The sequence below is a fragment of the Sorangium sp. So ce836 genome (assembly GCF_028553905.1).
In the GTDB taxonomy this organism is placed as follows: domain Bacteria; phylum Myxococcota_A; class Polyangia; order Polyangiales; family Polyangiaceae; genus Sorangium; species Sorangium cellulosum_D.
On sequence record NZ_CP102233.1, the window covers coordinates 7947074 to 7969349 of the forward strand.

General features: G+C 71.7%; 15 protein-coding genes and 2 tRNA genes. 6 read left to right on the forward strand and 11 right to left on the reverse strand.

The genetic code is table 11. From position 1 onward, the window contains the following. The first annotated feature begins 52 nt into the window (after window positions 1–52). Window positions 53–1672: a hypothetical protein gene (locus NQZ70_RS28600; RefSeq protein ID WP_237244137.1), complete on the forward strand. Its 1620-nt coding sequence runs from the start codon at window positions 53–55 to the stop codon at window positions 1670–1672. Window positions 1673–2313: 641 nt separating this feature from the next. Here NQZ70_RS28600 and NQZ70_RS28605 read toward each other — a convergent pair. Further along, window positions 2314–2679, reverse strand: coding sequence for a PilZ domain-containing protein (locus NQZ70_RS28605; protein ID WP_061627742.1), 366 nt, complete (start codon window positions 2677–2679; stop codon window positions 2314–2316). A gap of 254 nt (window positions 2680–2933) precedes the next feature. Between NQZ70_RS28605 and NQZ70_RS28610 the strand changes: the two genes are divergently transcribed. Then, on the forward strand, window positions 2934–4523 hold the full coding sequence (locus NQZ70_RS28610; protein WP_272825913.1) for a TIGR02266 family protein: 1590 nt from the start codon (window positions 2934–2936) through the stop codon (window positions 4521–4523). Window positions 4524–4598: 75 nt separating this feature from the next. After that, entirely contained in the window at window positions 4599–5516 is a 918-nt protein-coding gene (locus tag NQZ70_RS28615; RefSeq protein ID WP_272825914.1) for a hypothetical protein, read from the forward strand. A 320-nt stretch (window positions 5517–5836) separates the two neighbouring features. Here the strand turns inward: NQZ70_RS28615 and NQZ70_RS28620 are convergent. The 9 genes from NQZ70_RS28620 to NQZ70_RS28660 all read right to left on the reverse strand — a co-directional run bounded on the left by NQZ70_RS28620 (window position 5837) and on the right by NQZ70_RS28660 (window position 16823). Then, a tRNA-Val gene (locus NQZ70_RS28620) sits at window positions 5837–5908 on the reverse strand. A gap of 334 nt (window positions 5909–6242) precedes the next feature. Next, window positions 6243–7385 (reverse strand): pyridoxal phosphate-dependent aminotransferase, encoded by a 1143-nt coding sequence (locus NQZ70_RS28625; protein ID WP_237244138.1) that lies wholly within the window; start codon window positions 7383–7385, stop codon window positions 6243–6245. A gap of 286 nt (window positions 7386–7671) precedes the next feature. Continuing rightward, window positions 7672–8787 (reverse strand): MlaD family protein, encoded by a 1116-nt coding sequence (locus NQZ70_RS28630; protein WP_237244139.1) that lies wholly within the window; start codon window positions 8785–8787, stop codon window positions 7672–7674. A 35-nt stretch (window positions 8788–8822) separates the two neighbouring features. Beyond that, window positions 8823–9602: an ABC transporter ATP-binding protein gene (locus NQZ70_RS28635; protein WP_129577039.1), complete on the reverse strand. Its 780-nt coding sequence runs from the start codon at window positions 9600–9602 to the stop codon at window positions 8823–8825. 40 nt (window positions 9603–9642) lie between these two features. After that, window positions 9643–11415, reverse strand: coding sequence for a single-stranded-DNA-specific exonuclease RecJ (gene recJ, locus NQZ70_RS28640; RefSeq protein WP_129577040.1), 1773 nt, complete (start codon window positions 11413–11415; stop codon window positions 9643–9645). Between the two features lie 84 nt (window positions 11416–11499). Beyond that, window positions 11500–12741, reverse strand: a complete 1242-nt coding sequence (gene secF, locus NQZ70_RS28645) for a protein translocase subunit SecF (protein WP_129577041.1) — start codon at window positions 12739–12741, stop codon at window positions 11500–11502. A 77-nt stretch (window positions 12742–12818) separates the two neighbouring features. After that, window positions 12819–14972 carry a protein translocase subunit SecD gene (secD, locus tag NQZ70_RS28650; RefSeq protein WP_129577042.1) on the reverse strand — a complete coding sequence of 718 codons (2154 nt, stop codon included), beginning with the start codon at window positions 14970–14972 and terminating at the stop codon, window positions 12819–12821. 55 nt (window positions 14973–15027) lie between these two features. After that, on the reverse strand, window positions 15028–15462 hold the full coding sequence (yajC, locus tag NQZ70_RS28655; RefSeq protein WP_129577043.1) for a preprotein translocase subunit YajC: 435 nt from the start codon (window positions 15460–15462) through the stop codon (window positions 15028–15030). 218 nt (window positions 15463–15680) lie between these two features. Then, on the reverse strand, window positions 15681–16823 hold the full coding sequence (locus NQZ70_RS28660; RefSeq protein WP_237244140.1) for a transketolase: 1143 nt from the start codon (window positions 16821–16823) through the stop codon (window positions 15681–15683). 461 nt (window positions 16824–17284) lie between these two features. Here NQZ70_RS28660 and NQZ70_RS28665 point away from each other — a divergent pair. From NQZ70_RS28665 to infC, 3 genes are all read left to right on the forward strand, one after another. After that, window positions 17285–17356 (forward strand) — tRNA-Val (locus NQZ70_RS28665). Window positions 17357–17389: 33 nt separating this feature from the next. Continuing rightward, window positions 17390–19456, forward strand: a complete 2067-nt coding sequence (gene thrS / locus NQZ70_RS28670) for a threonine--tRNA ligase (RefSeq protein WP_129577044.1) — start codon at window positions 17390–17392, stop codon at window positions 19454–19456. A gap of 241 nt (window positions 19457–19697) precedes the next feature. Beyond that, a complete protein-coding gene (gene infC / locus NQZ70_RS28675; RefSeq protein WP_129577045.1) occupies window positions 19698–20426 on the forward strand; it encodes a translation initiation factor IF-3 in 729 nt (242 codons plus the stop codon). Between the two features lie 173 nt (window positions 20427–20599). On the opposite strand, the gene NQZ70_RS28680 is transcribed toward infC, so the two are convergent. After that, window positions 20600–22153 (reverse strand): serine/threonine-protein kinase, encoded by a 1554-nt coding sequence (locus tag NQZ70_RS28680; protein ID WP_129577046.1) that lies wholly within the window; start codon window positions 22151–22153, stop codon window positions 20600–20602. Window positions 22154–22276 lie beyond the last annotated feature (123 nt).

Below are 22276 nucleotides of genomic sequence, written 5' to 3' on the forward strand. Positions count from 1 at the left end.
CCTCGGCGCGCCGGCGGTGGCAAGCGCCGCCGGTGAGAAGGACGCGGAGGCGATGAAGCTCCACAACCTGGCGATGGACGAGGACTATCTCTCTGTCGAGTTCGACAAGGCGGAGAAGAAGCTCCGAGACGCGCTGAAGAAGTGCGAGAGGAACGCCTGCACGAAGCCGGTGATCGGCAAGCTGCACATCGCGCTCGGCACGGTGTACGGCGGCGGCAACAAGCTGGAGCAGGCCAGGGCGGAGTTCGTGCTGGCGCTCCAGGCCGACCCGAAGGCGGCGCTCATCGACGCGCTGACGACGCCCGAGCTGGCCCAGGCGTTCAAGGAGGCGCAGGCCGCCGGGAAGCCGGCGGACGATGCGGGCGCGGGCGGCAAGCCCGCGAAGGCCGCCGCGGGCGACGTCCCGCACACGCCGGTGGCGGAGCAGGCGGTGAACACGCCGGTGCCCGTCTACATCGAGATCCCGGAGGAGATCGACGCGTCCAAGGCGACGCTGCGGTACAAGCCGTTCGGCTCGCCCAAGTGGAAGTCGCTCGAGATGACGCCCATGGGGAGCGGCTTCGGGGGGGAGATCCCCTGCGAGGACGTCACGACGACCGGCGATATCCGGTACTTCGTGATCCTGCGGGACGAGGCGGGCGACCCGGTGGGCACGGCCGGCTCGATGCAGGCGCCGCACCGGGTGCCGATCAAGAACGAGATCGACACGGCGCCGTCGCTCCCCGGCCAGGAGCCGCCGCAGCGCTGCGCGGCGAAGGAGGATTGCCCGCCTGGCCTGCCTGGCTGCCCCGAGGCCGGAGGCGAGCGCGGGGACAAGGGCTGGGGCTCGGCCTGCGAGGAGACCGTCGAGTGCCAGTCCGGGCTCGTCTGCCTGAACGGGACCTGCGAGCAAGGGGCCGGGGACGGCGGGGCCGCGGGGCGCAAGGGCAAGCGCAACGTGTTCGGCCTCTGGGGGGAGCTCGACCTGCTCCTCGTGCGCGGCACGGATTACGTCTGCTCGGGCAGCGACGCCGCGTACGCCTGCTTCTATTCGGGCGGCAACGGCAAGCAGTTCTACGGCGAACCGGCGGATCTTCCTGGAACGAACGGGGTCAAGGGTGGCCTGAGCCCTGCTGGGGGTCGCGTGATGTTGTCGTACGACCGGCAGCTCTTCCCGGATCTGCCGTTGCTCGTGGGCGCGCGGCTCGGGTTTGCCTTCGGCGGCTCGCCGACCTCCGAGCAGCAGCCGACGCCGTGGGTGGGAGACGAGAAGCAGAACCCGCATCTCCAGGCGCTCAGCTTCCTGCCGCTCCACGGGGAGCTCCGCGCCACGTACTTCTTCCTGGGAGATCGGATTGTCGAGAAGGGCGGATTCCGCCCTTACGGGTTCCTGTCGCCCATCGGCCTGGCCCAGGTGAACGCTTCGGTGCCCGTGGATGTGTGCGATCGCCGGCGGGAGGACGGTTCGCTGCAGGATGGGAACGGCAGCAACAGGTGCCCGGCGGACACCCGTTTCATCGAGGACCTCGACGCCTACCAGATCACCGGTCGGAACTTCTCGGCGGCCGGCGCCGGCGTGGTCTACGGCATCACCGAGAACGTCGGTGTATCCGCCGAGCTGAAGGTCATGCTGATGTGGCCGACGCTCGGCCTCGTCTTCGCTCCCACGATCGGCCCGGTGTTCGCCCTCTAGGGCCTCTTCAGCAGCTCCTTCGTGAGATGCGGGCGGGCGGCCTTGCCGAGCTGCCCGGCCCCCAGCGAGGGAGCACGGCGCACGGCGCCGCGCGGGGGCCCCGCCGAACTCGCCCAAGAGATGTCATCTCTCCAGCGCGATGCGCCGGAGAGATGACATCTCTTTGGCTCAAACATCGGCCCATCCCCCGCGCGGCGCCGTGCGCCGTGCTCCCTCGCTGGGGGCCTACCGTTCCCGACCTATTCCCGCCCATCATCGGCCCATCCCCCGCGCCGTGCCGCGCGCCGTGCTCCCTCGCTGGGGGCCTACCGTTCCCGACCTATTCCCGCTCCATCATCGACGTTTCGCGCCGCACACCGGGCAGGAGCTCCTCGGGCCTATCCCTCTCCCGGAACCAGGCACGAACCAGATCGACGCGGCGCCAACGCACCGTCATTCCCGCACACGCAGCGACATTCTCGCCGCAGACGCACTTCTCCGCGCCGAGCCTCGCTTCCCTCCCCCCATCGCCGCCGCAGCGCGGGGGGCGCCCGCTTCGGAGACGGGCCCAGATCGGTGTTTTCGGCGCGCAGGCGCACTCACGTGCGCCGAGCACCGAAAACGTCGAGGTGGGCCCGTCTCCGAAGCGGGCGCCCCCCGCGCTAGAGATCGAAGCGTTCGGTGCCGAGCAGCTGGTAGAGCGCATAGAGCGCCCCGGCATCGTGATGCTCGAAGCGAACGCCCGCGCGGGCCGGCCGGCCCGCCGGCCCGCGGCGGATCCAGGCGATCCGGCCGCGGAGGCTCAGCGGATCCCACAGGTTCGGCGTGGTGACCTCGAGCGTCACCGCGGTCTCGGGATCGAGCAGCTCCGACGCGAGCTGAGCCTCGGACAGCTCGATGCCGGCGCCGCCCAGCCCCAAATCGCGGATGCGGACGCCGTGCTCCTCGATCGACTGCCGATCGCGCAGCGTCGCTCCAAGATCGACGCGTCGCCTCGCATGAGCGCGAAAGTGGTCCCGGACAGCCATCCCGGCGCATTCTCCAGTCAGCGCGAACATATCACGAGCGACGCGCGCTCACGCTCGGTTCACCAACCCCTGCAGCGCAGGGGCACGGGCGCGAGCGCGCGCGCTCGAACAGCGTGCTCGCCCGGTAGCCCATGGCCGCGTTCGGTAAAGCGGACCGCCACGTGTTAGCCTTTGGGCTTCGCGGCGGACCTTGGGTTAACATGCGGACCACATCCGCAGGAGCGAGTCGCGAAGTAGACCGGAGTTCTACCCTGATGGCCCAGGACACACGCAAAGATCCGCGAGCGAGGGTGCTGCAGATGACCGTGCGCTACAAGAGCGCCACGGTCGACGAGTTCATCGAGCACCACTCGCATGACGTGAGCCGTGGCGGCATCTTCATCAAGACGCCGTCGCCCTTCCCCGCTGGCACGCTGCTCAAGTTCGAGATCCGGCTGCAGGACGAGCAAGCCGTCATCGCCGGCGTCGGCCGCGTCGTATGGAAGCGGGAGCCCGCGCAGGCGAGCGACGCGCACCCGTCCGGCATGGGCGTGAAGTTCATCAAGATCGATGAGAAGTCCAAGGCCGTGATCACCCGGCTCGTCGACGCGCAGCAGGGCGCCGGGTCGGCGTTCGAGGCCGGCATCACCGACCGCGCCGACCTGGGCGACGAGGTGACGGAGCCCGCGGCCGCAGCGGCGGCCGCGCCGCAGGCCGAGCCCGCGGCCGCGAAGGCCGCGCAGGTGAAGCGAGCGTCGACGATGCTGGGGCTCGGCTCGATCGGGGCGACCTCGAAGGGCGACGCCGGCAAGGGCGACGCGAAGAAGGCCGAGCCCGCGGAGGCCGGCGGCTTCTTCCCCAAGACGAACCCCGAGAAGGAGATGCCGCCGCCCGACGAGCGGACGATGATGAAGCAGGCGGCCGAGCTGCTGAAGCAGGCGCTCGCCGAGGCCGGCGGCTCGCTGGATGAGATCGGCGCGTCCAAGGAGCCGCTCATCCCCACCCCGCCGAAGCGCGCCGAGCCGGAGCCCGCGCCGGAGCCGAGGGAGGAGCGGGCGAAGCCGCTGGCCGAGCCGGCGGCGATCCCGGTCGCGGCGGTCGCGCAGCTGGCGAACGAGCGGGAGGCGCGCGACGAGATCCCCGCGGCCGAGGCGAGGCCCGCCAAGGTCGCCGCAGCGAAGAAGCCGGCGGAGGCGGCGGCGGACAGGACGCCGTCCGAGGAGCTGCACGGCAAGCCCGCGCGCCAGGAAGAGAAGGCGGCCGACGACGCGGCCAGGGCGAAGCCTGCGGCAGCCAAGCCGAAGGAGGACAAGGCGGTCGCCGCCAAGGCCGCGCCCACCACCGGCAAGGTCCCGCTCGCGCAGGAGGAGGAGAGCAGCGGCACCGGGCGGCTGCTCACGATCCTGCTCGTCGCGGCCGCGCTCTGCGGCGCGCTCTGGCTCGTGTTCGGGCAGAGCGATCCCAAGCCGGAGCCGGCCGCGCCCGCGCCCACGCCGGCCTCGCCCGCGCCGGAGCAGCCCGCGGCCAAGCCCGCAGCTCCGGAGGAGGAGAAGCCCCGGCCGGCGGAGGTCGCGCCCGCGGCGACGGACACGGCCACGGCCCCGGCGGCGACCGCGCCCACGGCGGCCCCCGCGGCGCCGGAGGCGTCGGCCGCGCCGGCGGCGACCACCGCTCCGACCGTCGAGGCCCCCGCCAAGCCGACCGCGGAGCCCGCGGCCCCCACGACGACGACGCCCGAGCCGGCAGCGCCCAAGGCGACCGCGGAGCCGCCCGCGGCCCCCACGACGACGGCCACGCCGGCGCCGCCAAAGCCGGCGCCCAGGCCGAGGCCGAAGGCGCCAAAGAACGACGATCCCTACGGTTGAGAGCGAGGCCGTGGGCCATCCGCGGGAGAGGCAGCTGCAATGAGCGGCTCGGGTAGTCAGGGCGGTGAACCGAGTATGGGTCGCCCGAAGGCGGCCGCCCCCCTGGCCGCGCTGGGCTTGCTGGCGGCCACCGGGCTCGTCTGCGGCGCGGTCGCGCTCCGCAGCCCGACGGCCGTGGCGGTGCTCGAGCAGGAGCCCAGCGTCGCGGCGCATGGGCCTGCGCCGACCGCCGCGCCCAGCGGCAGCAGCGGTCGCGCCGGCGCGCCGTCGCCCGAGCCGGCGCCCGCGCTCGACCCTGCGGAGCCCGACGCTCCGGCGAAGGCCGAGCCTGCCCGCGCGCAGGCCTCGGAGCTCGAGAGGGCCCAAGCCGAGGGGATCGCGGCGCTCGGCGCGCTCGCGCAGCGGTACCCGGAGGATCCTCCGGTGCTCCGGGCGCTCGCGCTCGCGCAGGGGCGCGACAAGTCGTACGCGGCCGCGCTGGCCACGACGAAGCGGCTCTTCGAGATCGCCCCCGAGGAGACCGGCAACGACGAGCTCAAGCAGCTCCTCCTGAGGATCGCGAACGGCCCCCCGGAGGTCGCCCTCACGGCGCTCGATCTGATGGCCAAGCAGATGGGAAGCCGCGGTCCCGACCTGCTCTACGAGGTGGTGACCGCGCCGAGGTTCGGCGATTGGATCAGGGACAACGCGAGCAAGCAGCTGCTCGATCCCGGCGTGCGGCAGGTGGCGTCGCCCGCGCTGATCGTCGCCGACGACCTGCGCCGGCTCACGGGGTGCCCCACCAAGGCGCTGATCGCCAGGGCGCGCGAGGAGGGCGACGTCCGCGCGCTGCATTACATCAAGTCGCTGCTCACCCCGCAGCGCTGCGGGGCGCGGATGCGCACGTGCCTCAAGTGCGGCGCCGTCGCCAAGGATCTGCGCGCGACGGCAAGCGTCATCGAGAAGCGCAAGAAGGCGGCGGCCACCCCGCCCGTGGGGAGCGCCGCGCCCTGATCCGCCCCGTCGAGGTCGGGTGAGCCCCGCCTCGACGCAGCCGCCCCGACGCCGTCTGCAGGCGCCCTCGTCGTCCAGGCCGCGACAGGGTCGTCGCCGTCAACCCGCGCGCCTGGCCGCGCTGGCACACCCCGCAAACAGGAGCCTCTGGCGCGGACCGCACCACGCGGTGGCGCGAGCGCCTCGGAGACCATGGCGCGGGCCGCACCGCGATCGGCGCGAGCACCTCGCGCCTAGCTGCTCCGTCGCCTGCCGCTGGCGGCACCGTCGCGCAGGCGACTCGATGCGTTGAACCAGCTCGCGACGGGAACGAATCGGGGTGGGCGCAACAGGATTTGAACCTGTGACTTCGTCCGTGTGAAGGACGCACTCTACCGCTGAGTTATGCGCCCGATGCCAGCCGGTCGTCGCCCGGCCGTTTCGGAAAGACGTGGCGCTTTTAACTCAGAGATCGGCGTTCGACAAGAAGAACTCGCTGCCCATGTCGAACTTCTTCGCGGTGCTCGGGAAACCAAGCGCCAGCGGCGCCTTTCGGCGCGCCTCCCGGCGCTGGCCGAGGCTCGGTCGCGCGTCGTCGCGCGCTCTCGCACGCCTCCGCGCGGGGCGTGGACCAGGCAGGCCGCCGCTTCCGCGCCCCCCCGCCGTCGCGCCGTGCAGCGAGCAGGGCCGCCGCCGCGGCCCCGAAGCTGCGGGCCAGGGCGTCGCCCCGCGGTGGGCCGCGCCCCGTCAATCGAGCGTCGCGACCGCGCGCCGGAGCGCGGCGAGGCCCGCTTCGATGTGGTCCTCGTCGCAGGCGTAGGAGAACCGAAGATAGCCGGGCGCGCCGAAGGGGGTGCCGGCGACCGCGGCCACGTGCGCCTGCTCCAGCATCCACGTCGCCACGTCCTCGTCGCTCGCGAGCGTCTTCCCCTGGAACGAGCGCCCGCAGAGCCCCCGCACGTCGGCGAACGCGTAGAAGGCGCCCTCGGGCGTCCGGCAGCGCACCCCGGGCACGGCGTTGAGCCCATCGACCATGAGCGAGCGCCGCCGGGCGAAGGCCGCGCGCATCGCGAACACCGCGTCGCGCGGGCCGTTCAGGGCCGCGACGGCGGCGGCCTGGGACACGGCGGCGGCGTTCGTGGTGCTCTGGCCCTGGACCACGTCGAGCGCCCTCGCGACCTCGATCGGCGCGATGCTCCAGCCGATGCGCCAGCCCGTCATCGCGAACGTCTTGCTGACCCCGTCGACGACGATCACGCGCGGGGCGAGGTCCTCCGCGAGCGCGGGGAGCGACACGTGCCGGAAGCCGTCGTACGTGAGGTCGGCGTAGATCTCGTCGACGATGATCCAGCAGTCGTGGCGCCGCAGGACCGAGGCCAGCGGGAGCAGGTGCTCCTCCGCGTACGCCGAGCCGGTCGGGTTCGAGGGCGTGCACAGGACGAGCGCCTTCACCCGCGGCGTCAGCGCGGCCTGGAGCGCGTCCGCCGTGAGGCGGAAGCCCGTCGCCTCGGTGGTCTCGACGACGACCGGCGCGGCGCCGAACAGGCGCACCTGCTCGGGATAGCTCACCCAGTACGGAGCCGGGATGACGACCTCGTCCCCCGGCTCGAAGAGCGCGGCGGCGAGGTTGAACAGCGCGTGCTTCGCGCCAGAGCTCACGGTGACCTGGCTCGGCAGAGGCCGCCACCCGCGGTGCTGCTCGGTCGCGGCGCAGATCGCCGACTTCAGCTCGGGTGTGCCGGACACGGCCGTGTAGTGCGTGGCGCCGGCGTCGAGCGCCGCCTTCGCCGCGGTGCGGATGTGCTCGGGCGTGTCGAAGTCCGGCTCGCCCACGCCGAAGGCGTAGACCGTGTGCCCCTCGGCGCGGAGGCGCGCGGCCCGCGCCGCCATGGCGAGCGTTGCACTGGGCGCGACGGCCGACAGACGGTCAGCGAGCTTCCTGGGCATCGGGATAACGAGGAATAAAGGGCGGCCCGGGACGACGCAAGGCGCTAGCCCGCCTGGCGGTTGCGCCGGCGGCCCGGATGTGCCTTGCGCGGCGCGCGCCCCGACGCCCGCGCTGCGCGCCTCGCGCGCACGTGCAGCGGCCGAATGCAGGCCAGGCGGAGCCGAGCGAGCCGCCGCGAAGCAGCGCCGTAAGCCCGACAACGTGTGGCCGGACGCCTGACGCGCGGCGCTACGGAGAAGGTGACGGCGTGGCGCCGCCGACCTGGACCGCGGGCTTCTGCTCGTCCTGCTTGATCGAGTAGCGCACGAGCGCACGGAGCACGTCGTTGCGCTGCACGTTGCCGAGGAGGCTCTTCATGTCCTCGTAGATCGACGGATCGACCAGGAGGGCCCCGAGGGTCCCCTTGCCCGCCCTCATGTCGTGCACGATCGCCCGCAGGTCGCCCGTCATCGCCGTCACGTTGGCGAGCGCCTCGGCGCCGTCGCCCTTGCCGCCGTACAGCGCGTCGTGCGCGAGGCTGTCGCTCTCGCGGATGCCCTTCAGCGTCGTGGCGACCTCGTCAGCGGCGTTCCCGAACTGCTGGATCTGCTTCTGCGGGCCGTCGCCGTAGATGACGTCGTGCGCGAACCCCGGCCCCTCCTTGACGCGCGAGACGACCCCCCTCACCTCGCGCAGCGTGCTCGCGAGCTCCGTGCTCACGCGGTCGAGGCTCTGCAGGGTGCGCGAGATGCGCTCGGCCTCCTCGGGATCGGTCAGGAAGCGGTGCGGGTAGCCCTCGCCCTCGGTCACCTGCTTCATCAGCGTGTTCGCCGAGGCGACCGTCTCGCGGAGATCCTTGTGAAGCCGCTCGTCGGCGATGTTCTCCGAGACCTTCTGGATGTTGTCGAGCGTGGCCTCGGCCTTCTCGGCCATCCCGGCGACCTTCCCCATCACGTCGGTCGGGACCTCGCCTGGGATCTGGCCGCCCGGCGGCACCGCGTCGGGGCTCTGCCCCTTCGTGAGCTCCAGCATCTTGTCGCCGAGCAGCCCCTTGTTCGCGATCTGGGCCACGCTGTCGGTCTTGATCCGGCCCGCCTCGCTCTCGACGATCTCGAGCTTCACGTAGATCTTCGTGTCCTTCGGGTCAGGCCCGTAGCCGACCTCTGCGACGTGGCCGATGTCGATGCCGCCCATGCGGATGGGCGCGCCCGGCTTCAGCCCCTGCACGTCGGAGAAGCTCGTCGAGAACTCGACCGAGGAGTCGAAGAGCCGCCGCTCGTCGCCTATCAGGAAAATGACTACGGCGGAGAGGACGAGGCCCGCCAGCACAAAGAGTCCGACCTTCAGATCGCGCGCTCTGCCCATGCGGAAGGGCATCTTGCGCGATCTCGGGGGGATCGTCACGTCCCGAGAAGCGTTTGGACGTCCTCGTTCACCGGCGCGGTCCCGGTAATGAAATCGGCGACATGCGGATCTCTGGACGCCCGGAACTCGTCCGGCGTGCCGGTCGCGATGACCTCGCCGCGGTAGATCATCGCCATCCGGTCCGAGATCGAGAACGCGCTCTTCATGTCGTGTGTCACGACGATGCTGGTCACGTTGAGGGCCTGCTTCAGGCCCTTGATGAGGTGGTTGATGCGCTCGGTGTTGATCGGATCGAGGCCGGTCGTCGGCTCGTCGTAGAGCAGCACCTCGGGCTGCACCGCGATGGCGCGCGCGAGGCCGACGCGCTTCTTCATGCCGCCGGACAGGTCCCCCGGGCGCATCTGCTCGATGCCGGGCAGGCCGACGAGCGACAGCGCCCAGTTCACCCGATCGGCGATCTGCGCCTCGGTCATCTCCTTGCGGTAGTGCTCGTGCAGGCCGTAGGCGACGTTCTCGCCGACCGAGATCGAGTCGAACAGGGCGCCCCCCTGGAACAGCATCGCGATGCGCTGGCGCACCTGGGCGATGCGCGCCTCGCTCAGCTTCGTGATCTCCTCACCGTGGAACTGGATAGATCCATCGTCGGCGTCGAGCAGGCGGATGAGCAGCTTGAGCATGACGCTCTTGCCGACGCCCGACCCGCCCATGACGGTGAGCGTCTCGCCCTGGTACACCTCGAGGTTCAGGTCGCGGTAGATGACCTTCGGGCCGAAGGCCTTGCGCACATGCGAGAACCGGATCAGCGGCTCAGCCACGCGCCCACGCTAGCACGCCGCCGAGGCCCGCCGCGAACGCTCAGTCGGCCGCGGCGACGTGCTCGATCCGGATCTCGACGGCGTCCCCGCCGCGCCAGGCGTCGCGCCGGAGGCGGCCCACCACGTCGACGCGCCCGCCGGCGAAGCGCGCCGCGAGCTCGCCCAGCTCGAACCCGAAGCACGAGATCTCGCGGCGGGCGAAGGTGAGCTCCAGCTTGAGGTGGCCCTTCAGGTTCCTCGCCGAGCGCACGGCCGCGCCCGACAGGAGGACGTGCGCCGGGCGGTTCCCCTCGCCGCACGGCTCGAGCCGCTCGAGATCGCGCGCCACGGCCGCCGGGTCGTCGCGATCGTCGAGCCGGGCGTGGGCGGTCGCGAGCGCCGCGGCGGCCGGGAGCTCCTGGTCGCGGAAGGCGTCGCACCACGCCGCCCGGAGCGCCTCGACGCGATCGGCGCGCACCTCGACGCCGGCCGCCGCCTGGTGGCCGCCGAAGCCGATGAGCTCGGCGCGGCACCGGGTGAGCGCGTCGTGGAGCCGCGCGCCGGCCGGGCCGCGCACCGAGCCGCGCCCCTTCGCGCCCTCGAGGCCGATGACGATCGTGGGCTTGCCGAAGCGGGAGGTGAGCCTGCCCGCGACGATGCCGACCACGCCGGGGTGGAAGCCCTGCCGCGCGATGACGATCGCGGGATCCCGATCGAAGCCGGCGCGCTCGATCTCGGCGAGCGCCGACGCCAGCATCTCGTCCTGGATGGCGCGCCGCTTCATCTGCGCCTGCTCCACGGTGGCGGCGAGCGCGGACGCGGTCACGCCGTCGTGCGCGAGCAGGAGCTCCAGCGAGACGTCGGGATCGCCGAGGCGGCCGGGCGCGTTGAGGCGGGGCGCGATCCGGAAAGCGACGTCCTCCGCCGAGGCGCCGCGCCCGAGATCGAGGTTGGCGAGCGCCGCGAGCGCGCGCAGCCCGGGCCGGGGCCCGGTCTGGAGCACGGTGAGGCCGGCCCGCACGAGCGCGCGGTTGTCGCCGGTCAGCGGCGCGACGTCGGCGACGGTGCCGATGGCCACGAGGTCGAGGTAGGGGCGGAGATCGAGCGACGAGCCGAGCTTCTTGCGCACGGCGGCCAGGAGCGAGAGCGCGAGACCGCAGGACGCGAGCCCCTTGTACGGGAAGCCGCAGTCGGCGCGGTGCGGGTTCAGGAACGCGATCGCCGGGAGCGGCTCGGCCGGGACGAGGTGGTGATCGATGACGACGCAGTCGATGCCGGCCGCGCGCGCGGCGGCGAGCCGCTCGTGATCGCTGGAGCCGCAGTCGCACGTGACGAGCAGCGTGGGGCAGGCGCGCATCACGCGCTCGAGCGCGGGGGCCGAGAGGCCGTAGCTGCCCTCGGCGCGCGTCGCGAGCAGCGGCACGACCTGGCCCGAGAGGGCGCGCAGCGCGCCCGTCATGATGGCGGTCGCGGTGATCCCGTCGCAGTCGTAGTCGCCGAAGACGGCGATCCGCTCGCCGGCGCGCACGGCGCGCGCGATCCGCTCGGCGCTCGCCTCGCGATCGGCCATGGCGTCGGGCGACGTGAGGTGCGAGAGCCGCGGGTCGAGGAAGCGCCGCGTCGCCTCGTCCGGAGCTCGGCCGGCCCGGTGCAGGATGTCCGCCACCGTGATCGACAGGCCGAGCTCGCGCGCCATCGCGAGCGCCTCGGGCGACGCCTCGCCCGGGTCGGCGACGCGCTCGACGAACGGCGCGCCGCGGGCCGCGTGCGAGGCGGGGGTCGGCGCCTCGCGCTCGGCGAGCTCCTTCCAGGCCTCCGTGACGGTGCTCGTCATCGCGAGAGCCGGTACACCGGCGCGGCGGGGGCGTCCATGGTCTGGGTCGGGGCGGCGCGACCGGCCGCGGCCACGGCGGGGCGCTCAGACGACCGCGTCGGCGCGCTTCTGCGTGCGGACGCGGTTGACCTTCTTGCGCTTGCCAGCGGCCGAGCCGAAGAACCGGCGGTCGATCCACTCGGTGAGCGGCGCCGCGACGTAGATGGAGGAGTACGTGCCGACGACGATGCCGACGACGAGCGTGAACGCGAAGTCCCGGATGACCCCCGTGCCGTAGAAGAGGAACATGACGAGCGAAAGAAACGTCGTCAGCGACACGAGGATGGTGCGGCCGAGCATCTCGGAGAGCGAGAAGTTGATGACGGCGGCGAAGCTCATGTCGCGGTGCTTCGCCAAGTTCTCGCGGATCCGGTCGTAGACGACGACCGTGTCCGTGATCGAGTAGCCGACGATCGTGAGCAGCGCGGCGACGGTGGACAGCGTGATCTCGCGCTGCGTGATCACCATGGCGCCGAGCGCGATGCCGACGTCGTGGACGAGCGCGAGGATGCCGCCGGGCGCGAACCGGATGTCGAACCGGAACGCGATGTACGCCATGATGAAGAAGATCGTGATGAGGACGCTCTTGATGGCCGCGTCGCGCAGCTGGGCGCCGGCCTTCGGCCCGATCCACTCGACCCGGAGCGCCTGGTCGGGCACCTTGTCCGCGCCGAGGTGCTCCCGGAGGCCGTCCATCAGCTGGTCGCCCTTCGACTTCAGGTAGAGCTCGACCTTGTGATCGCGCTCGCTCACGACGAGCGCGTTGTTCACGCCGGGCCTGAGCTCGACGCCCTCGATGCCCTCGAGCTGCTTCTTGATCCCCTCCAGGTCGGGGGCGACGTCGTAGCGGGCGGAGATCTTGTCGCCGCCGGGGCTGAACTTGACCTCGGTGGCGCGCACCGCCTCCGGGCAGCGGTCCTCGGGGACCGAGCCGCCCTCGGGCGCGAGGCACATGTGCTCGCGCACCGCCGCCTTCTGCTGCTCCGAGAGCGCCGAGACCTCGTGGACCCGGATGAGGTAGCGGTTCGGGTTGGCCTGGTCCGAGACGGAGACGACGTCCGGGGAGTCGAAGCCCGACTTCGTGACGGCCTCGCGCACCTCGGCGCTCGAGACCGGAGCCTTGAAGGCGACCTCGACCTCGGTGCCCCCCTTGAAATCGGTCCCGAGCTTCGGCCCCGGCACGATGAACGAGATGATCGACAGGATGAGCAGCACCCCGCTGAGCCCGATGAAGAGCCAGCGCTTGCTCATGAAGTCGAACTGACGGCCAGGCTTGATGAGTTCCATCGTCGTGTCTCAACCATCGGAGAACCGCTCGCGCGTTCTCCCTCAAAGGCCGGAGATCCGCTCCAGCGGCCCCGTTCTCAGCCGAGCGAGAGCGTCTTGATCTTCCGTCCGCGGACGGCCCAGTCGAACATCAGGCGGGTGCACACGACCCCGGTGAACAGGCTGATCGCGATGCCGACGATCAGCGTGATCGCGAAGCCCTTGATGGGGCCGGTGCCGTACTGCGCGAGGATGAGCCCCGAGATCAGCGTGGTCACGTGGCCGTCGAGGATGGCGCTGAACGCCTTGTCGTAGCCGACGTCGACCGCGGCGCGGGGGCTCTTGCCAGCCCTGAGCTCCTCCCGGATGCGCTCGTTGATCAGCACGTTGGCGTCGACCGCGATGCCCATCGTGAGCACGAGGCCGGCGATGCCGGGCAGCGTCATCGACGCGCCGAACATCGCGAGCACGGCGATCTGCAGGATGAGGTTGAAGACGACCGCGATGTCCGCGATCAGCCCGGCGCGGCTGTAGATGATCACCATGAACACGACCACGAGCACCCCGCTCGCGATCGCGCCCTTCATGCTCTGCTGGATCGCGTCCTTGCCCAGCGACGGGCCGATGCGCTGCTCGTTCGACGGGGAGATCGGGGCCGGCAGGGCGCCCGACCGGAGCACCAGCTCGAGCTTGCGCGCGTCCTGGAGCTGCTGTTCGGGGTTCTGCGAGCCCATCGTGATCTGCGCGCGGCCGCCGCCGATCTTCGTCTGGATGACCGGCGCGCTCTCGACCTTCTCGTCGAGGATGATGGCGAACCGCCGCTTGATGTTCCTGCCCGTGATGTCCTCGAACCGGTCGGCGCCGGTCGGGGTGAACTCCATCGACACGTACCAGCCGCCGAGGCCGCGATCGCTCTGATCCGGGAGCGCCTGCGCGTCGCGCACCATGTCGCCCGTGATCTCGGCCTTGCTGAAGAGGAAGTACGTCCGCCAGCCGATCTCCTCGATGACGTCCTTCTCCTCGTTGTACTCGTACAGCTTGCCGTAGCCGACCTCGTTGTCCGGCGGGACCTGGAGCGTCCCGACCCACTCGCGCAGCCGCTTCAGCGTGTCGCGCATCTCCTCGTGCTCGGCGCGCACCATCCGGGCGAAGTGGACCGGCTTGGTCTTCCCGGGGCCGACCGGCGCGTTCTCGATCGAGAACGTCAGCCCCTTCGGGAGGTCCTCCTCCTTGGCGCTCTTCGCGATCGGCTCGAAGAAGTCGTGGTCGTCGTCGACCATCTTGAACTCGAGCCGCGCCGTCTGGCTGATGATCTCGCGGATCGTGTTGAAGGAGCTCTCGTCGTCGCCGGGGACCTCGATGATGACGTCCTCGTCGCGCGTCGAGACGCTCGCCTCCTTGAGACCGAGGCCGTCGACGCGCCGGAGCACCGTCTCCTTGGCCTGCGACACCGCGCGCTCGCGGATGCTGCTCGAGACCTCGTCGCGGATCCGGAACCTCACGACCTTGCGGTCCGCCGAGCGCTGGAGCTGCAGCTCCCCGAGGAACTTCGCGAGGAACGCGTCGTCGATCTTCCCGGAGTCCGCCGGGTCGTCGAAGGTGATGACGATCGTGTCGGTCTGCTCGCGCGACTTCTCGATGCGGAGCTTCGCCTGGAGCTTCTGCATCTCCTCGATCGTCGGCGGCTTGTCGCCCTCGTGGAACCCGAACGACCTCGCGAGCGCCGCGCGCAGGTCGTCGTAGTACCGGTCGCGCTTGTCGCTGATCGCCTCGTCGACGTCGACGGTGTAGACCAGCCGGAGGCCGCCCTTCAGGTCGAGCCCGCGCACCAGCCGGAACGGGACGTTCGAGGTCAAGAAGCGGCTGAACCCGAGCTCCCCTCGCCTCGCCTGGGTCTCCTGCGCCGACACCTCCTCCGACGAGAGGCCGGTATGGTCCGGTCGGCCGTACCGCTCGTCGTGGTAGGTCGGGTAGATGCAGAGGGCCGAGCCGAGCGCGAGGAACAGCACGAAGCCCGTCTTCACCCGCCACACGAAATCGATCCACGGCCCGGCGCAGAGCAGCGCCCACGGCACCATCAGGCCGAACGTCGCGAGGGCCCAGAACACCTGGTAGTGCGCCGCGACGGCGGCCGCGCCGGCGGCGAGCGCCGCCCAGGCGAAGACCGCGCGCCGCGGGCGGCTGAGCCACACGCCGAGGAGGCACAGGCCGGCGACGCCGGCGAACCCGTACTGGAAGATGTTTAGGAGCATGGAGTGTGGCGCCGCGGGGGGCGGTAAAGAGCTTCCTGTTGGGCCGAGCGCCGGCCTACGACTTCTTGTCCTTCGCCGCGTCGGCGACCTTCGCGTCCGCCGCCGCGACCTCGCCCGGATCCTGGCCCTGGATCGCGCTCTTCAGGATCTGCACGTTCACGCCGGGGGCGATCTCCAGCTTGACCCGGGGCGAGTTCGGGTTGATGTCGGTGATCTTGCCGAGGAGCCCGGACTGGGTGACCACCCGATCGCCCGCCTTGAGGTTCGACTCGAGCTGCTTCTGCTTCTTGTTCTGGCTCCGCGTCATCACGAAGATGAGCAGCAGCGGCAGCGCCAGGATGAGAAACGAGAAGGCCCCTCCGCCGAACGGCGCGGGCGGCGCCTCCTGCCCCCCAGAGGGCGGCGGCGATTGACCTTCGACCGGCGCCGCGGGCGCGTTGCCCGCGCGCCCGGGGGCGGCGTTCGGCTGGAACCAGTTTGAGCTTGCCAAGGTGACGCGTGTCTCCGGGCCCCGACGGGCTCGCCCGCAAATTGCGGGCCTCTCCCAACCCCCCGGGGCCCGCCTCCATACCCAGGATCCAAGGGTCGCGCAAGGAGCTAGGCGGGCAGCCTCACCCGGACGCGACGGGAATACAGCCTTACGGCCTTTTCCGGTTCCGCCCCACCCGGCCGCCCGGGCCCGCGGCCCGGCCGCCCGCCGCCGCGGCGTCAGCCGTCGCTGCCGAACACCATGTGCCGGCGGGCCCGCTCGCCGCTCGCGATCTCCGCCAGCGACAGGCGCACGTCGCGCTCGGTGATCGTGCCGTCGATCGTCGCGAACGTCGCGGAGATGATCGGCGGGATGCGCCCGACGCCGGGGAAGCCGGGGGCCCACGTGAGCGCGTCCGCGAACGCGGCCTTGACCAGGGCGGCGACGGGCCCGTGCGGCGCGAGGGGCACGTCGAGCGGCTCGAGCACCACGACGGCCCTGGCGCGGCCGAGCGTCTTCACCACCTCCGCGCCGTAGAACGGCCGCAGCGCGCGCACGCCCACGAGGCCGACGCGCCGGCCCTGGGCGCGCAGGCTGCGCACGACCTCGCGGGCCGCGGGGAACGCGCAGCCCACGGCGACCATGATCTCCTCCGCGTCGGCGGTGTCGACGCGCTCGATCGCGCCGAGCGGCCTGCCGGTCAGCTCGCAGAGCTCCCGCATCGCGCTGGTGAGCGCGAACGGCACGCGCGCGCAGAAGCCGCGCTCGGCCCGCTTCCGGACGACGCCGCGGCCCTGCGGGCGAGGGCCCCCGTCGCCGTCGCTCTCGCCCGGCGCCGCGTCGGTGAAGGTCGGCGCGCCCCGCTCCGAGCCGAGGAAGCGCGCGGCGAGATCGCGCGCCGCGCCGAGGGCGGACACGTCCGACGGCAGCGCGTCGACGAGGTGCACGAACGGCGTCTCGCTGTCCTCGGCGGCGCGCCGCGCCACGAGCGCCACGTCGGCCGCCTCCTGGCTGCTCCACGTGACGAGCACCCCCGCGCCGACGTCGAGCGCCGGCGCGAGCTCGTCGCGCCCCACGGCGGTCCCGCCGCGCCGCTCGATGACGTGGACCGTCACCGGCGTGCGCACCGCCGCCGCCTCGCCGAGCGCGGCGAGGGCCCCGACGAGCTCGTGGGCGCCCAGCACCACGCTCGCGCGCTGCCCCGCGCGCGAGCGCGCCGCCGCGCCGCGGATCGCCTCGGCGGCGGACGCGGCGCGCTCGATCGGCAGATCGCCGGGCACCGCCGCGTGCGCGGCGAAGAGCGCGCTCCCCGCGGCCACCTCGACATGTGCGATCACCGCCGCCGGATCCGGCGGCGCGCCTAGACCGTCAGGCACTGCCATCCAACCGTTCGTCGCCCGAGCCGCACGCGAGGTCAAGCGCGAGCGCGACAGGATTCGGCGCAGCGACCGGGCCGAAGCGGCGCCGCGATCGCGATCATCCATGTCTGGACGTAACTCCGGGAAGTGAAGCCTTCATCCCGAGGTGATGCTCCTGTCGCATTCGGCTCGGCGGTGGTCGCGCGGTCGGATCGAGTCACCAGGCTCAACCGCGCGCGGCGTCGCGCTCGCGCTCGATCAGCGGACGCCCCGCCAGCGGACGAGCCGCCAGCAACTCGGGCCGCTCGCCCGTCGGACCGACAAGCCAGCGCGCCGACGAGGACACCGCACGGGAAGGAAGAACTCCGGACCCGCGCGCCGCAGAAAAAAGCGAACCCGAAAAAATTGATCGCTTGACGGACTGTCCTGCCCTTGATAGGAGGCGCTCTCCGTTTCGTCGGCGTCACGCCGAGCGAGCGGGACATAGGCGCGTAGCTCAGTGGTAGAGCACTACCTTGACACGGTAGGGGTCGCCGGTTCGAAACCGGCCGCGCCTACAAATCAGCAGGAGACCTAGCCTGCGAGGTTTCATGGCCCTCGATCAGACAGCCCAGGCCGCCTCGGCGGCCCGCACCACGGTGCGCGAGGCTCTCGCCGACGAACTCGCCAAGGACCGCACCGTCATCGGCGCCCGCGTCAACGGGCGCCTCCTCGATCTTCAGACCCCCTTCCTCCGCGACAGCGCGACCCGCATCGAGCCGGTGCGGACGAGCGATCCGGACGGCCTGCGCATCGTCCGGCACTCGACGGCGCACATCATGGCCGACGCCGTGCAGCGCCTCTTCCCGGGGACGAAGGTCACGATCGGCCCCGCCATCGAGGCGGGCTTCTACTACGACTTCGACAAGCCGAGCGGCCCCTTCACGGACGAGGATCTCGCCAAGATCGAGGCGAAGATGCGCGAGATCATCGCCGCGGGCCGCCCGTTCCGGCGCGAGGTCGTGAACCGCGAGGCGGCGCACGAGCTCTTCGCCCAGATGGGCGAGACGTACAAGCGCGAGCTCATCGACGCGATCCCGCCGGGCGAGGAGGTCTCGCTCTACCGGCACAGCGACGGCGAGCGCGAGTGGGTCGACCTCTGCGAGGGCCCGCACGTGCCGGACGCCTCGCTGCTCCAGGCCGTCAAGCTGGTGAGCGTGGCCGGCGCCTACTGGCGCGGCGACGAGCGCAACCCGATGCTCCAGCGCATCTACGGCACGGCGTTCCCGAGCCAGGCGGCGCTCGACGAGCACCTGAAGCTCCTCGCGGAGGCCAAGGAGCGCGACCACCGGAAGCTCGGGAAAGAGCTCGAGCTCTTCATGTTCCACGAGTACGCGCCGGCCATGCCGTTCCTCCTGCCGCGCGGCGCGCACGTCTACAACGCGCTCGTCCAGTACATGCGCGACCTCTACGTCGACTACGGGTACGAGGAGGTCATCACGCCGCAGATCTTCGACAAGCGCCTGTTCGATACGAGCGGGCACCTGCCGAACTACCGCGAGAACATGTACCTGCCGGTCACGGCGGAGCACCTCGACGCGGCGCGGCTGGCGCTCCGGCTCGGGGTCTCTCCCGGCGACGCGGACGCGGCGGCCTACAAGGAAGCGGACAAGAAGCGCGACGCCGCGGTCCTGGAGCAGCTCGCCGAGCTCGAGCGGCTCGCCCAGAAGCCGATGAACTGCCCGAGCCACTGCCTCATCTTCGGCCAGCGGCGGCGCAGCTACCGCGAGCTGCCGTGGCGGCTCGCCGACTTCGGGCGGCTCCACCGGTACGAGCGCGGCGGCGTCGTCCACGGCCTCGCCCGGGTGCGGAGCTTCTGCCAGGACGACGCCCACATCTTCTGCGCCCCGGAGCAGATGCACGGCGAGATCCAGGCGTTCCTGCGCCTCCTGCTCGAGGTGTACGCCGCGTTCCGGTTCGCCAAGATCGACATCAAGCTCGCGACCCGGCCCAAGAAGCGCATCGGCACCGACGCGCAGTGGGACGCCGCGGAGGGCGCGCTCGCGGACGCCCTGAAGCAGGCCGGCCTCCCCTTCGAGATCGCGCCCGAGGAGGGCGCGTTCTACGGCCCGAAGCTCGAGTTCCACGTCCAGGATGCGCTGCGGCGGAGCTGGCAGCTCGGCACGATCCAGGTGGACTACGCGCTGCCCGACCGCTTCGAGCTCGAGTACACCGGCGCCGATGGCGGCGTGCACCGCCCCGTGATGTTGCACCGGGCGATCCTCGGCTCGCTCGAGCGGTTCTTCTCGGTGTACCTGGAGCACGTCGGGGGCGCCTTCCCGGCCTGGCTGGCCCCGGAGCAGGCGATCATCGTCACGGTCAGCGAGAAGCAGGCCGCTTACGCGGAAGAGGTGGTGGCGCACCTCCGGGGCCGCGGGCTCCGCGCCCGGGCCGACCTCAGTTCCGACAAGCTCGGCGCCAAGATCCGGGCGGCGCGGCTGACGCGCGTCCCGTACGTGGTCGTGGTCGGCGACAAGGAGGCCGAGGGCCGCAAGGTCGCCCCCCGGTCGCGCGATCTCAACAAGGACCTCGGGGCGATGCCGCTCGACGAGTTCGCCGACCGGCTCGCCGCGGAGTCGAAGCCCCCCCGCCTGGCTGCGAGCGACCCCAGTTCGTGACCCGCCGTTCCGGCCGGTCCCTCTCGCCGGCAGGCCTCTCCCTACCACTCCCGTCGAGCCCGGCAGTCCAGGGCTCCCCAGCGCCCCTGGGTCGCGGCGGCCGCTGTGCTTGCCGCCGTTGCCTGCGGCGCGGAGTCAGGCGACATTGGCGTGGTGATGGTCGCCGCGACCACCATCGGTCGCGAAGCGGCGGTCCGTCGCTTTCGGAAGCACAGAACACAAGGAGGCAGCGAAATATCACATGGCGATGAGACGCTTCGACCCTCGGCAGGCCCAGCGGGGGCCGCAGATCCGCATCAACCAGCGCATCCGCGTCCCGGAGATCCGCGTCATCGGCGATGATGGCGAGATGCTCGGCATCATGCAGACCCACGAGGCGCTGCGCCGGGCTCAGGAGAAGGGGCTCGACCTCGTCGAGGTCAACCCGAAGGCGGATCCTCCGGTTTGCAAGATCCTCGACTTCGGCAAGTACAAGTACGACGAGAAGAAGAAGGCCCGCGAGGCGAAGCGCAAGCAGAGTGTGGTGGAGATCAAGGAGATCAAGCTCCGTCCCAAGACGGACGATCACGATCTCGAGTTCAAGACCAGGGCTGCGCACCGGTTCCTCGGCGCAGGTCACAAGGTGAAGTTCACGGTGCGCTTCCGCGGCCGCGAGATCACGCACCCGGAGAAGGCGCAGGAGCAGCTCGACTGGATCGTCCAGCACTGCGAGGAGATCGCGAACGTCGAGGTGCGCCCGATGATGGAGCAGCGCACGATGACGCTGATGATGGCGCCCAAGCCTGCCATCCTGCAGAAGGTGGCCCAGGCCCGCGCCGCCGCGGAGAAGGCCCGCCAGAAGGCGCTCCAGGAAGGGCGCGCCGCTCCGGCCGCGGACGACGCCGAGGACGAGGAGATCGAGAAGCTCGAGAGGCAGCTCGAAGAGCAGGACGACGACGACGACGACGAGGGCGAGGGCGGGAACGAGTAGCCCGCCCGGAGAGGGCGCGCGTCAGGACGACGGCCGCGCCTCCTTCGGGGCGCGCATCGCGCCGTGCCCTCTGCGATGCGGGCCCGCGCGCGGCGCGCTCCGCCGCATCGCGGAGGGTGCGGCACGCGAGCCGGACCGCCGCGGGCGCGGCGAGGGGCACGCGCGCCGCCCGCTCAGTGCGGGATCAGGCCGCCGAGCCACGCCCCCGCGGCGAGGACCGCCAGCGCGGCGACGAGCAGCACGGCCTTCACGGCGCCGCTCCCCGTCTTGAGCGGACGGAGCTCCGCCTCCAGGTCGTACGGCGCGGCCGGGGCGAGCGGCGCGGGCGGCGCCAGCGCGGGCGGCGTGGCCGGGACGGGCGGCGCCAGCGCGGGCGAGGGCGGCGCAGGGCGCAGCGGGGCTGGCACCGGCTGCGGGGACGCCAGCGTCGGCTCGGCCCGCCGCTCGAGCGGCGGAGGCGCGGGCTGGGGCGGCGCGAGCGGCGGCTCCGCGGGCCTCGCCTGCGGGTACGCCAGCAACTTCGCGGGCGAGATGCCCGCGTCGGTCTCCTCGAGCGCGGCGAGGTTGCCCTCCTCGACCGAGACCGCGGCGAGCGACCGCCGCATGAGGTCCTCGCCGGGCGCCGAGACCTTGATTTCGTCGGCCCACTTGCCGATGTCCTCGAAGGCCGAGATCTTGAGCGGCTCGCTCGGGCGGGCGGCGCTCGGCGCCGCCTTGTCGTCCGGGAGCGACGTGAACTCGAGCAGCGTCTCCTCGATCAGCCTGTCGATGAACGACGCCTTGTCCGAAGCGGGGGCGCGCTTCCGCAGCGCCATGGTGCTGCGGACGTGCTCGGCGATGTCGTAGGCGCTGACCGGCCGGCCGAACTTGTACAGGAAGTTCGTGAGATCCCGGCCGAACTCGCGCGCGGAGCCGTAGCGATCGCCGGGCTCGCGGGTCAGCGAGCGGGCGATGATGCGATCGAGCTCGGGGGGCACCGCCCTGTTGATCTCGGAGAGCGGCGGGATCTGCGCCTGCTGCACGAGCTTGACGGTCTGGTAGTCGGTATCGCCGAGGAAGAGCCGCTTGCCCGAGAGCATCTCCCAGAGGATGGCGCCCACCGCGAAGATGTCGGTGCGGTGATCGACCTCGAGGCCCTGCGCGGCCTCGGGCGAGAGATAGCTGAACTTGCCCTTGATGATCCCCGCCTCGCTCTTCTCGAGCTGGCTCGTCGCCTTGGCGAGGCCGAAGTCGACGATCTTCACCTCGCCGTACTTGGTGATGAGCACGTTCGGGGGCGACATGTCCCGGTGCACGATCTTGAGCGGGTGCCCGTCGGCCGCCCGGAGCTCGTGGGCGTACGTGAGCCCCTCGCAGAGCTTGGCCGCGATGAACACGGCAGACTCGACCGGGAGGGTGCGCCCGGCCTTGCGCATCGACTCGAGGACGGCCTTCAGGTCGGCGCCGTCCACATACTCCATCACGATGAAGTACGCGTTGTCGCCGACCCCGATGTCGAACACCTGCGCGACGTTGGAGTGCGAGAGGTGCGCGGACAGCCGCGCCTCGTCGAGGAACATCGCGATGAAGCGCTTCTTCTCGCTGAGGTGCGGGAGCACGCGCTTGATCGCGACCTGCTTCTTGAACCCCTCGATCCCCGCGCTCTCGGCGAGGAAGACCTCGGCCATGCCGCCCGAAGCGAGCCGCTCGACGACCCGGTAGCGCTGCTGCTGGTGGGCTTCCGTCATGCTCCGCCTAGTACATCACGTCCCACGCTGTGCGCGGAAACAACCGGCTCGTCTCTCCATGCCACGCCGCGCGCGCGCCGCGTGACGAGCGCGTCCCGGGCCTGCCGGGCGCGAGCTCCGCGG